The sequence below is a fragment of the Prevotella sp. oral taxon 299 str. F0039 genome (assembly GCF_000163055.2).
Classification (GTDB): domain Bacteria; phylum Bacteroidota; class Bacteroidia; order Bacteroidales; family Bacteroidaceae; genus Prevotella.
The window spans coordinates 1322870-1336351 of record NC_022111.1; the positions used below are offsets into that span (position 1 = coordinate 1322870).

The following is a 13482-nucleotide window of genomic DNA, read 5'->3' on the forward strand; positions in this document are numbered from 1 at the left end:
TAAAGGCAATTATATGAAATAGAACTATGAACTAAGTTCAAATAGTGTGATTATTATGGATAGTAAAAAGAGTTCTCTCTTAGTTTATAGAAATAAGAGAGAACTCTTTTACAACATATTTTATTTTTTAGGGAAGAGCGAAACACCAAATCCTCCACCTGGAGCTTCATTGATTTTCAATACATCTCCGTATTTTACATGTTTGCGAGTGATGGTATATGCCTTTGGATTTTTGTCGTAATCAGCATTAGGAGCATCGCTATATATGGTGCATTCGTATGTTTTTCCTTTGTCTAAGAAATCAAGTTTAATAACAGCCTTATGTCCATTTTCGTCACATTTACCGCCAATAAACCAGTTGTTTGTGCCTTTTGCTTTACGAGCAACAGTGATATAGTCGCCTGGTTCAGCTTCAATATATTTAGAATCGTCCCAATCTACAGCAACATCTCTAATGAATTGGAAAGCGTCGCTATATTTTTCGTAGTGTTCGGGAAGGTCTGCAGCCATTTGAAGTGGGCTATACATAACAAGATAAAGAGCTAATTGACCTGCTAATGTAGAGTGAACGTAAGAGTTATTGTCGCTCCAATCTTTCAATTTAGTTTCAAAAATACCAGGTGTATAGTCCATTGGTCCACCTTGAAGACGTGTGAATGGCAATATAACAGTGTGGTCGGGATTGCTTCCACCGAATGCTTCATATTCAGTACCTCGTGCACTTTCGTTACCTATAAGGTTAGGATATGTACGGCAAAGTCCTGTTGGTCGTGTTGCTTCGTGAGCGTTAACCATAATCTTATGCTTAGCAGCTTCGGTAACAGCATATAAATAATGGTTATTCATAACTTGTCCATAGTGGTGTTCTCCACGTGGAATGATATCGCCTACATAACCACTTTTAACCGCATTATATCCATATTTATTCATCAATTTATAAGCATCTTCCATATAACGCTCATAATTTATCATAGAAGAAGATGTTTCATGGTGCATTATAAGCTTAATTCCTTTAGAGTGTGCGTATTCGTTTAGTTCCTTTATGTCAAAGTCTGGATAAGGAGTTTGGAAATCAAATACCTTGAATTTAGAGTGTCCAAACCAGTCTTCCCAGCCGATATTCCAGCCTTCAACCAATACTTGATCGAGTCCATTCTTTGCTGCAAAGTCAATATAACGTTTCACTTCAGCATTTGTTGCCGCATGTCTTCCGTTTGGTTTAGCTTTAGCAAAATCTGTAACTCCAAGTTCAACAGCAGGGAATTCGTCTGTATAACTCCAGCTTTTCTTGCCTACTATCATCTCCCACCATACGCCACAATATTTCACGGGCTTTATCCATGAAGTGTCTTCGAGCTTACATGGCTCATTAAGATTAAGGATTAGATTAGATGAAAGCATATCTCTTGCATCATCACTAACGATAAGTGTACGCCAAGGAGTGGTGCGTGGGGCTTGCATATATGCCTTGTTTCCTGTTGGATCTGGTGTTAACCACGACTCAAACACCATATTTTTGTCATCTAAATTAAGGTGCATTGTTGGATAATCTACGCATGCAGCTTCGTGAAGATTGATGTATAAACCATCTGAACTCTTCATTTGTAGAGATGTTTGGACACCAGTTGGTGAGAAAGTTGTTTGCGAAGCGTTATCTGTTATTGCTTCTTTCATCTTTGAACGGATGTCGGATAACTTTGAAGTTATCGTTTCATATTCTTGTGTATCATAGTCTCCTGGAATCCACCAAGCAGTATGATCTCCTGCCATTGCAAATTGAGTGTGTTCGTCTTTTATAATGAAATAGCTCAAATTGTTTTGACGTGGGAATTCATAACGCAAGCCCATACCATCGTTATACACACGGAAACGAACAATCATGGTGCGGTTGGGGTGTTCTTGTGTTAGTGAAACAGCCATCTCGTTATAGTGATTTAAGATGCTATTTGTTTCTCCCCACACTGGTTTCCATGTTTCTTTGAAGGTTGAAGTTTCGGTTTTTGTGACTTTGAAACCATTCATTAAGTTGGTATCTTCTGCTTTTATGCCATCGTGTTTTGAGGGAGTTAATTCCAATCCTAAATGAGATGGTTTTATAACTGCTTTACCTTTATAAGATACTTGATAAGTGGGAACGCCATTGTCTGTTAATGAAAACGAAACCACTACATTGCCATTGGGCGACTTTACTTGCTGTGCGAGAAGTAATAAAGGCATCATTAGTGCACACAAGCATAAAGAAACTATTTTCATAAGTGCATTGTTTAGTTATGAGTTGAAGTAGAAACTCGTTTAACTTGTTTGTAAGATTGTTTTCTTTGAACAAATTATAAGTATCTTTTCAAACTCTGTTTTGGGTTTATATTTTACGATTTAGTTACGACTTTTGTATATTTCGAAATATGGAATACATCTTTTGTTCTTTTAGCAGAGGTTTAATTGTACTGAATATGTTATGTAGACATCATTCAAAATGAGCTGTAAACTTCTAAGAAAGAATAAGAAGTATATCGTTTGTATTGTTATTTTGGGTGTTTAGAGAAGACCTGCTCAAGATATAAAGAGTAGGTCTCTCTTCACCTAATCATAATCAATAAATTAACATTTCCTTCTTTTATTATTACTAAAGCTTATTGTGTGTTGGGTAGAAAACATTCTTTCAACCTATCTGCCCTAATGATTATAGGGTTTATTCTATTGCTTTAGTTTTGTATTTGCATTTTATATGCGGTATTGAAAGTTGTTGGTTTTATGTAATGCAAATATAAAATATAAATGTGTTGAAAATGTACTTAAGTATAAATAAAGTAGATTTATTATATTCTTATTATTCTATAAATACTTAATATATAGTAGTTTATAAGATTAGTTTAATTTATTAAAAGTAGAATGTTTTATTTTAAAAGAATTATTAACTTTGTATTTTGAATGTTTGAAATCTCTATTTATATCATAAAAAGGAGTTTGCTATATGCTAAAATATTTTCTTTTCAACAATAAAAACGAATCAATTGTTGGTGTTGTAATGATGTTGTTGTTTGTGTTTGTTTTACCTTTAGAATCGAAAAACAAAACAAATTTAACGGTACTTGATGGTTTTATTAAGCAGCGGCAATATTATGTGGAGCTAAAAGAGCGTCAGTTGGAGTTGTTAAAGGCTTCGGTAAAGAATACTCATGATGAGGAAAGGCGATTGAAACTATATAATGAGATTTATGAAAACTATAACTCGTTTGTTTATGACTCTGCAATGAACTATGTAAACAAGGGCTTGCAACTGGCACTTGCTATCAATAACAAACATTATATCACACTTAATCAATTGCATAAGGCACTTCTTTTAGGAACAAGAGGTTTTTATTATGAGGCAATTAGTAGTATTTCTGATATCAATGTTGAGGCGTTGGCACCGCAATTACGCTTTGAATATTATTTTACGTTATATCGAGTGTATGCTTTATGGGGTGAATATTGTGCAGATAGTGATTATGCTCCACAATATGAGGCACTGAAAATAAAGTATATAGAAGATGCACTTGCAGTGGTTCAGAGAGGAACTGCCACGTATTATTATATATTAGGTGAGTATGCTCACTATAAAGAACGGGATATGGAGCGTGCGGAAAAGTGTTATTTAGAGGCTCTTAGGCGTTCTACTCCATCGGATCGACTTTATGCTTCGGCTGCTTTTATGGTAGCTTATTGTAACACTGAGAATGAAATGGTGTATGAAGAATATCTCATTAAGGCAGCGATTAGTGACATTGTGCGACCTACTAAGGATAATATTGCACTGCAAGATCTTGCGGTACACTTGCTGGATGATAATCCAAAGAATATTGAAAGGGCTGATAGATATATCAGTATATCTATGGAAGATGCTCGTTTTTATAACAATAGATTGAGAACTTTCGAGATCTCGAGTAAACTTCCCATCATTACCTCTACTTATAAGGAGGTGATAAATCAGCAAAATACAAACCGACTTATGATTATTGCGATTATAACCCTACTTTCTATAGGTCTGATTATTTCGCTTGTTTTAATCATTCGTCAAAATAAATTGCTCAGAATAAACAAGAAAGAACTTTCTGTGAGTAATGAGTTATTGCAGGAATTAAATGGACATTTGTTGCAAACCAATAATAAACGTGAGGAATTAGCTAAGTTATATATTGAGTTATGCGCCAAATACATTGATAAATTGGCAAAATATCAAAGTATGGTAAAGCGTAAAATTATGGCAAATAGGGTGAATGAGCTTCTTACAAAGGTTTCTTCTTCTCGAATGTCTGAAGAAGATTCGGCTGTGTTTATGGCACGTTTTGATAAAGCCTTTTTTGCTTTATATCCTTCTTTTGTAGACGAATTGTCGGCTCTTCTTCAGCCTTCGGGAAGGCTTTCTTTAGAAGATGGAGGTACGATGAGTACCAAATTACGTATTTTTGCGCTCATTCGTTTAGGCATAAAAGAAAGTTCTGAGATTGCAACTTTGTTATTTTATTCTCCTCAAACCATTTATAATTATCGTTCTGAGTTGAAAAAATTAGCACTTAATCCTGAAACGTTTGAAGATGATGTACGACGACTTTGTATAACTTTGCGTAAAGGTTCTGAGCTGAAATAATGACTCTTATTTGATTAGTCTTATAAACTTTTTTTGTTGTAGGTGTGTTATATTGTTCTAAAAGGAATGCTTTTAGGGTGTAATAAGTGTGTTTTTGCAGTGTAAAAGCATTGATGTTGCAGTCCTATTGTAATGCTTTTGACATACAATAGGACTGCAATTATACGAGTTCCTAACTGACTTGCAACTCGTAGAGAATATTTTTTATTGAATTTTATAAGGGTTTGCGGTGGTAATGGCTATTCTTCTTGTATGAATTAGCCTAAAGTGCAAACGCCAGTAGTGAGGTCGCACGACATTGTTTTTGATGGTTTAACAACAAAAAAGCTTGTTCCTGCGGTTTTCTTTTGCAACAATCCAGACTCGATAAGTGGCTCAATGGCTTTTTCTACATCTGCAATAGTTGCTAGGTTAAATGCTAAACGAATTTCTTCTGCTGCCATCTTGGGGTGCTCTTGCATAAAGGCAAGGAGCGACTCGGGTGTAAATTGTACTTCAACAGGAGTAAGACTGCCTTTAGAAATCGCCTTAACAACAGCAGAAAGCTCTTCGTATGTGCGATAACTCTTCAACTTCATGGTCTTACCTTCATATTCAAAGAAGAAAGTTGGGAAATATTCTATATCGCTCGAAGCGGTTAGTTGGAAGTCTTCTTCAAACTTCTTTTGAGCCGATTCATCGTTCATGTGTTCTAAAAAGGCTGCAATGTCTATTCCTGTTTCGTCGGCAATATTCATTAATTCGCCTTCGTCTAAGATGTCTCTACGTTCTGCAAAGGCTGCAGCACGCAAGTTATAGAGGAATAAATCGGCAAGATGTGGAGCGGCAAGTTGCGCTGCTTTGTAGGCTATATTTGAAAGGAAAGAAGACGCTTTCTGTTCTGAATAGATCTCAACTCCATTCATATCCACGGGCATGTGGTGCTTCTTCTCCGATTCTACGGTGTGTTCTACCACCTCTTTATTAAAGTTTGCATAGTAATCGCTAATCGATTGCGATTCGGGACGTTCTTTATTTAAATCTTCAACCAGTCCTCCCATAATGCTCTCGAATTCGATTTGCTGTGGGAAATGGGTTTCTAACTTACGTAAAAAAGGTTCTTCGCCCCAGCACCAAGGGCACAATGGGTCGGTGAATATGGTAATCTTTACTTTCGACATATTATTATTTATTTTCTAGTTAACTTGTAGTTCGTTTATAATCAATCTGTTTTATATCATTAAATTGCCAAACACCATGCCAAAATAAAGAAATAAATGCCCTGCTTGTTTATATATCTTGGTTTGAAGTGACATTCTCGTAGGTAGTTTTTATGGCCAAAATAAAAGGATAATGTACCTCAAACATATAAAAAACAAGTGTATGTTGTAGCCCTTAAAACAAAGCTACAACACAATAACTTTTCGTCTGTTTTTACCTAAAAACGATTATAGCTTACCGCCATAGCATAGGTCTCCAGCGTCACCAAAGCCAGGAACGATATACTTATGCTCGTTAAGTTTTTCGTCAATAGCTGCACACCACACAGTAGTTTCAGCATCTGGGAAAGTCTTTCTGATGTGTTCGATGCCCTCAGGACATGCAATTACACATGCAACATGCACGCATTTAGGAGTTCCTTTGGTTAAAATTGCTTTGTAACCCATCTCCATTGAACCACCTGTTGCAAGCATAGGATCGGCAATAATCAATGTTTTTCCATCAATATCAGGTGTAGCCAAGTACTCAACATGAATGCCAACGTTGTGATGTTCTGCGTCGGTATATTCACGATATGCGCTTACAAAGGCGTTTCCTGCATGATCAAAAACATTTAAAAAGCCATTATGAAAAGGTAAACCAGCACGAAATATAGTTGCAAGGACAACCTTGTCGGTGAGCAAATTCACTGTAGCTTCGCCAAGAGGAGTGGTTACTTTGGTTGGTTCGTAATCTAAAGTTTTTGAAATTTCAAAAGCTTCGAACTCGCCAATGCGTTGAATGTTGTTTCTAAAAAGGAAACGATTCTTTTGATAATCCACATCTCTCATCTCTGCCATGTATTGGTTGATGATTGAATTTTGCTCACTTAAGTTAACTATCTTCATGTTTGTTGGTGTTTAAAATATCTTTCTCTACATGTAAATAGGGTTTCCTTTGTTTCATAAAGGTTGATATTCTTACTTCATAATTGCACGATAATAATGCATATTTTTTCTCCCGATTCCTAAAAAAAATCGGTTCTTTTATAAAGAGAAGAATCCCTTTTGTTACAAAAGACCTAATTGGATGCAAAAATAAGAAAAATAAATTGAACATCAATAATAAAACGCAAAGAATAAACAAAAGAGAAGAACAATTTGTTATTTGTTTTTATTTCATTCTCATGTCTATTGTGCGAAAGTGGAATGCCAATCTTTTTGGTGTGATTTACTAATTGAGAGGGGGCATATAATAAAGGTATTGAAGGGTAGGGAAAGTGATATCGAGTAAAGATAATATAGAATCATTAAATATTAAATTGACAAGTACAATTTACAAAAGGGTATAAAGAGACTTGTTTTTATTTTCTTTAACCAATAAAAATGCTCGAGAAAGGTAATTTTATACTCTCTATTTTTGGTCATTTAGGTAAAATAACTAACTTTGTAGCAGATTAATAATAAAGAAAAAACATTTTATTTAAAAACAAATACATTATAACAATGGCAAAGTTTGACAAATCAGTACTTGAAAAGTACGGTATTACAGGTACAACAGAAGTTGTTTACAACCCTTCATATGAAGTGTTGTTTGAAGAAGAAACAAAAGAAAGTTTAGTAGGATTTGAAAGAGGTCAAGAGACAGAACTTGGTGCTGTGAACGTTAAAACTGGTGTTTACACAGGTCGTTCTCCTAAAGATAAGTTTATTGTAGATGATGCAACATCACACGATACTGTATGGTGGACAACTCCAGAATATCCAAATGACAACCATCCTGCAACACAAGAAGCATGGAATGTTGTTAATGATTTAGCTAAGAAAGAACTTTCTAACAAGCGTTTATTCGTTGTTGATGGTTTCTGTGGAGCTAATAAAGACACAAGAATGAAGATTCGTTTCATCGTGGAAGTTGCTTGGCAAGCTCACTTTGTAACAAATATGTTCATCAAACCAACATGTCAAGAAGAATTAGATCAAGAACCAGACTTTATCGTTTACAACGCTTCTAAGGCTAAAGTTGAAAACTATAAAGAACTAGGTCTTAACTCAGAAACAGCTGTTGTATTCAATGTTACAACAAGAGAACAAATCATTTTGAACACATGGTATGGTGGTGAAATGAAGAAAGGTATGTTCTCTATGATGAACTACTTCCTTCCTTTGAAGGGTATTGCATCAATGCACTGCTCTGCTAACACTGACATGGAAGGCAAAAACACAGCTATCTTCTTCGGATTATCAGGTACTGGTAAGACAACTCTTTCAACAGATCCTAAGCGTTTGCTTATCGGTGACGACGAACATGGATGGGATGACAATGGTGTATTCAACTTCGAAGGTGGTTGCTATGCTAAGGTTATCAATCTTGATAAAGAGTCTGAGCCAGACATCTACCGTGCAATCCGTCGTGATGCATTGTTAGAAAACGTTACAGTTGACGCTAATGGTAAGATCGATTTCACAGATAAGAGCACAACAGAAAATACTCGTGTATCTTATCCTATCAATCATATTGATAACATTGTTAAGCCAGTTTCTGCAGGTCCTGCAGCTAAACAAGTTATTTTCTTAAGTGCTGATGCATTCGGAGTGCTTCCTCCAGTATCAATCTTAACACCAGAACAAACTAAATATTACTTCCTTTCAGGTTTCACAGCTAAGCTAGCTGGTACAGAAAGAGGTATCACTGAACCAACACCAACATTCTCTGCATGTTTCGGACAAGCATTCCTTGAATTGCATCCAACAAAATATGCTGAAGAACTAGTTAAGAAAATGGAGAAGAATGGTGCTAAGGCATACTTGGTAAACACAGGTTGGAACGGTACAGGTAAGCGTATTTCTATTAAGGATACACGTGGTATCATCGACGGAATCCTTAGCGGTGACATCAACTCTGCACCAACTAAGAAGCTTCCTATCTTCGACTTCGAGATCCCAACTCAACTAGAAGGTGTTGCAACAGAAATCCTTGATCCTCGTGATACATATGCTGATGCAGCAGAATGGACTAAGAAAGCAGAAGACCTAGCAGCTCGTTTCATCAAGAACTTCAAGAAATATGAAGGCAACGAAGCTGGTAAAGCTCTTGTAGCAGCTGGTCCTCAGTTGTAAGAAACAACGTTAGATGCTTCAAGACATCTAGTTAAACAATAAAAAGGAGTTTGCTTTAAACGGCAAACTCCTTTTCTTTTATACCCCAATCAAAGCGAAATCACTTTTCAAAAAGGCATTGACATTCATGTTGTCGATATCCCTTTTACAAAAAAGATCTTCACTTTCGTCTCGCTTAAAACAATCCTTTTCTTTAATCTAAAGCGAATTAAAGCTTCGAAAGATATCGCCCATGAAAGTCTTTAGTAAAGAGATAAATCCCTCTTCAGAATAAAACAGATTTATATTTAGACAGATGTAAAATGTAATAGGTATTTACAAGAGAGATAACCATTCCTTGATCGATCTTCATCTACTCCTATTCTTAATTCTCCCGTACTATCCAATACATAAAAAAAGAAAGGCTGTTGCTTCTACCTTTGCGGTGTATAGCAACAACCTTTCACCAAAAAACTAATGAATATATATATTATGAAAAACTACTTCTTCTTATTTTTCTTATCGAAAGCGTCCCAATAGCGTTTTCCTTTCTCCTTCAATTTAGCAGTGAAAGCCTTAGCTTGAGCTAAAGTAGCAGCCTCATCAGCAGGAGAAGCATAAGCATGAGTAAATCCTTTCACCTTATTCCAGTCGCCACGAGTAAAGTCTGGCACTTCAACAGGCATGAAATCATTATTCATAGAGATAGCACCTAGCTCACCAAGACAGCACCATTCTGCCAAATCATATACGTCGATGTCCATAGGAAGACCATTTTGTAGGCAGTAAACAAGACGAGAGTCCATGATAAAGTCCATACCACCATGACCTCCAACCTCTTTAGCTTCCTCGCCATAACGCTTAATTATCGGACTAAGGTATTTTTCTTCCAATGCTTTCTTATCTTTTTCAGACAAATAAGAATGGCCGCTTAGGTTGTCAGCAGAAGGTTTCACGCCACCAGCTTCCATCTTTTTAGCAGAAACAGCAAAGCCTTCAACAGGATATTTGTTAGCAAAGCCTTCAGTACCAGTCAACTGATACATTCTATTATATGGTTGTGGAGTCATTACGTTGTGATGAATTTCAATCACCTTACCTTGTTCTGTGCGAATAAGCGTCATTGTTTGGTCGCCATTTTCAAACTTTTCGCAAGGCTCACCAGTATATTTTTCAACCAATTTCTTACCATTAAACGATTTTGTATCCATAGCAACTAAGGTTCTCATGCGGTCTCCACGGTGAATATTTAACACCTGTGCGATAGGACCAAGACCATGAGTTGCATATAAGTCGCCACGATAATCCTTGTTATATTCTAATCTCCAGCCAAGTTTGTCTTGTGCATTCTTCTTCCAATAGTATTTCCAGAAAGAAGAAAGTTCGTGTTTATAAGCTCCTTGAGCGTAAATAACATCACCGAAAACACCCTTTTGAGCCATGTTCAAAGAATTGAGCTCGAAGAAGTCGTAGCAACAATTCTCAAGCATAACACAGTGTAAACGTGTCTTTTCAGATAAGTCGATAAGTGTCCAAATCTCTCTAAGATTGATTGCAGAAGGCACCTCAATAGCAGCATGTTTGCCGTTTTCCATAGCGCATTTAGCTACAAGGAAGTGGTGATCCCAGTCTGTTGCAATATAAACCAAGTCAATATCCTTGCGCTTGCACAATTCTTTGTAACCCTCTTCACCGCTATATATAGCAGCAGCAGGCATCGAATTGTCTCTCAATATCTTTTGACAAGCCTCTGCTCTCTTTGCTTCATAGTCGCAAAGAGCCACAACTTCAATTCCAGGAATGTGCATCCAACGTTCAACTGCGCTTGGTCCTCTCATTCCAAGACCCACAAATCCCACTCTAACAACAGGCATTTTAGGTGTTGTTAACTGAAGAGCTGTGGTCTGACCTGGTGCTCGTAGAGGAACTTCTGTAACGATTTTACCCTTCTCTACTGTGTATTTCCAATTAAATTGGGCACACAACGACTGTGGAAGAGCTAAAAAAACTACTGCCAAAAGAGCCAGTAACACTTTGTTTTTTGTCATGTCTTTAGTCTTATTTTTTTTAGTTATTTATGTAATTATTCTAGGTTTAATGGTGTAAAATTATGAAAAAGTTCTGACATAACACTACATTTATTATACATATTATTATATGATAGTTAATAATAACAATCCTCTTTGTCATGATATCGTTAGAAAGCAGGAGACGATTTGAATACCATTCTCTTGCCATTTACAGGATGTTTCAACGCAATAGCAGCGGCATGAAGATGCAAACGAGAGTCGGGTTTGCCATAAAGACAATCTCCCACGATAGGAAGAGCCAGTCCTTCACCATGCGAGCAGTGCACTCTTAGCTGATGCGTGCGCCCTGTTTGAGGATAAAGAGCCACCCTTGTGCGCTGATTTTCCACCCCAATTACACGATAATAGGTCGTTGCTTCCTTGCCATACACATCGTCTACCATCTGCAAGGGACGCTCGTTCACGTTCGGAAGCAAAGGCAATTCAATGCAACCGCATGTTGGTTGATGCTTAAAAACGCCCTCTAGCACTGCAATATAACGCTTTTTCACTTGGTGCAAGGCAAATTGTTCTTGCAAACACTTATGGGCTTGCTTTGTTTTAGCAATAATCATAATACCAGAAGTGTCCATATCTAAGCGATGAACAATCAACGGACTATCGGCTGTAGGATATTCATTGCGCATCAATTGCTCTACCGACACCAACGAATGGTGTCCTTCAACGCTCGGCATTCCACAGGGTTTCACCACCACTCTAATACTTTCGTCTTCAAATAGCGTTGCAAGAGTCAGTTCAGCGTCTGGCTTTCGTACTCCATCTAGCATCGAAACGCCCTCTAACATATAGCTCAATATCGGCTCACACTTGTGTTTACAAGCAGGATAAAAATAGCCATCGTGTCGAATCATCTGTCGAGGTGAGTCGCCAACCCAAAACTCTGCAATAGCTAAAGGGCGCATTTTGTGTTGAAAGGCATATTGAAATAGCTTTGGAGCACAACATTCTCCCGACCCAGAAGGGGGCATTTTTTGTTCCAAGTCATTGAAAATAGCAATCAAATTACGTTTTTCTCCTTTGCAGTTCAGCATTTCAAAGTGTTCAAAGAGCCATGTTTGCAAGGCGTCCGACATGTTTTTGCGCTGCACTTTCATTGCTTCTATCTCGCTTTCAACAGTCTTTATCTGGCAGGCCACCCCTTCTAAACGCTCTTTATAATGCTTTTTCAATCGTTTTAGCTCTGCCTTCATAAAACGACTTTCATTCAATAGTCGTTCAAGAGCTGTCGAATCGAGGTTGGTTTGGCGCAAATCGTCTCGCAAAGCCTTTGCCGTTTCCATCTGCTTGCAATGGTTTGAAATGGCTTTTTCAGCCTCTTTCTCAATAGAAGAACGTGAGTTGAGAAGAGAAAGATAATCGTTCGACGATTCAAGCGCATCAATTTTGCGATTCATCTCGCTAATTTCTGCTTCGTGAACCTTAAAATATTGCCCTTCTTCTAAATAGTTATACACCAACGGAACATATCCTTCCCAATTGCCCGAACCGCCTATTTGACCCGAAAAAGCAGTCAAATAGCCCCGATCCCCATCCGCTTTTTCTACCAACAAAACCCCAAACATCTTGCCTTTTTGCACCTCTTCGTGCCACGACTGATGTTGTTTTATATCCTCACGAACCAGCTCTGCAGCCCTAATACATAAAGTGTGTGGAAGATAATCGAATGGGTTATTGAGAAGAGTGGGCCACTCTTCGTTAGTGTTTAGTGAGTGAAAGCACATAGAAAACACTACATTTTAGAGCGATCGAGTATGGTTATCGTTTTACCTTCGACTTTAATAGCACCCGAATCTACCAATTCTGATAAACAACGAAGTAGTGAGAACTTTTGAATTCCAAAGCTCTCGGCAATCTCTTGACGTGATTTATCAAGGCGAATAGTGTCTGATTGCTGTTTCCCAGCGGCTTCTAAGATGAAATACGACACCTTTTCACGAACGGTAAGTAAACTCAAAAGGCGCATTTTTTTAGTTAAGAACACATCAATATTCGACAAAGAGCGAATAAAGTTCATTCTTATCACCTCGTAGTTGTCTATCAAATATTTTAAAGTAGAGGGCTGCATTCTAAAAATAAGCGTTGCACTATCGGTCTCAACACTAACAGGCATACTCTTATCATTGGCAAAAATGAAGGCAGGAGAAATGATATCGCCAGAATAAAGACGACTAACTTCTACCGATTTACCCGACAAACTAACCATGCGGGCAACCAATTCGCCTTCGATAATAATGTCTGCATACTTGCAAGGCATGCCTGCTAATAAGTAAATGTCACGTTTACTATATTCTACAAGCTTATATCCAATAGGCTCCATCAATGCTGTTATCTCCTCAGCACTTATGCCATTGAAGAGCACGCACTTGCAAAGAGCCTTCAAAACTTTCTTCTCCATAATTACTTGCAAATATAAATAAAAATCTGTTTTGGTGCAAACACGGTAACATTTGTTATCAACAATTATTTGTGGCACGGTGTTTGTCGGTTA

At 37.3% G+C, this 13482-nt stretch carries 8 protein-coding genes; 2 read left to right on the forward strand and 6 right to left on the reverse strand.

Translation table 11 applies throughout. The features are described from left to right. Positions 1 to 120: 120 nt before the first annotated feature. Positions 121 to 2253: a glycoside hydrolase family 97 protein gene (locus tag HMPREF0669_RS08140; protein WP_009227947.1), complete on the reverse strand. Its 2133-nt coding sequence runs from the start codon at positions 2251 to 2253 to the stop codon at positions 121 to 123. Between the two features lie 718 nt (positions 2254 to 2971). Here HMPREF0669_RS08140 and HMPREF0669_RS08145 point away from each other — a divergent pair. Next, positions 2972 to 4627: a DUF6377 domain-containing protein gene (locus tag HMPREF0669_RS08145; protein WP_020967341.1), complete on the forward strand. Its 1656-nt coding sequence runs from the start codon at positions 2972 to 2974 to the stop codon at positions 4625 to 4627. Between the two features lie 257 nt (positions 4628 to 4884). Here HMPREF0669_RS08145 and HMPREF0669_RS08150 read toward each other — a convergent pair whose 3' ends face one another. Both HMPREF0669_RS08150 and upp read right to left on the reverse strand, forming a co-directional pair. After that, positions 4885 to 5787, reverse strand: a complete 903-nt coding sequence (locus tag HMPREF0669_RS08150) for a DsbA family protein (protein ID WP_009227945.1) — start codon at positions 5785 to 5787, stop codon at positions 4885 to 4887. A gap of 267 nt (positions 5788 to 6054) precedes the next feature. Continuing rightward, the gene (gene upp, locus HMPREF0669_RS08155) at positions 6055 to 6714 is read right to left on the reverse strand and encodes a uracil phosphoribosyltransferase (RefSeq protein WP_009227944.1); all 660 of its coding nucleotides are present in this window, start codon (positions 6712 to 6714) and stop codon (positions 6055 to 6057) included. A 597-nt stretch (positions 6715 to 7311) separates the two neighbouring features. Here upp and pckA point away from each other — a divergent pair. After that, entirely contained in the window at positions 7312 to 8925 is a 1614-nt protein-coding gene (gene pckA / locus HMPREF0669_RS08165) for a phosphoenolpyruvate carboxykinase (ATP) (protein WP_009227943.1), read from the forward strand. Positions 8926 to 9404: 479 nt separating this feature from the next. On the opposite strand, the gene HMPREF0669_RS08170 is transcribed toward pckA, so the two are convergent. From HMPREF0669_RS08170 to HMPREF0669_RS08180, 3 genes are all read right to left on the reverse strand, one after another. Continuing rightward, the gene (locus tag HMPREF0669_RS08170; RefSeq protein ID WP_020967342.1) at positions 9405 to 10952 is read right to left on the reverse strand and encodes a Gfo/Idh/MocA family protein; all 1548 of its coding nucleotides are present in this window, start codon (positions 10950 to 10952) and stop codon (positions 9405 to 9407) included. Between the two features lie 149 nt (positions 10953 to 11101). Further along, positions 11102 to 12715: a pseudouridine synthase gene (locus HMPREF0669_RS08175; RefSeq protein ID WP_020967343.1), complete on the reverse strand. Its 1614-nt coding sequence runs from the start codon at positions 12713 to 12715 to the stop codon at positions 11102 to 11104. 8 nt (positions 12716 to 12723) lie between these two features. Further along, positions 12724 to 13389, reverse strand: a complete 666-nt coding sequence (locus tag HMPREF0669_RS08180) for a Crp/Fnr family transcriptional regulator (RefSeq protein WP_084704729.1) — start codon at positions 13387 to 13389, stop codon at positions 12724 to 12726. Positions 13390 to 13482: the final 93 nt, after the last annotated feature.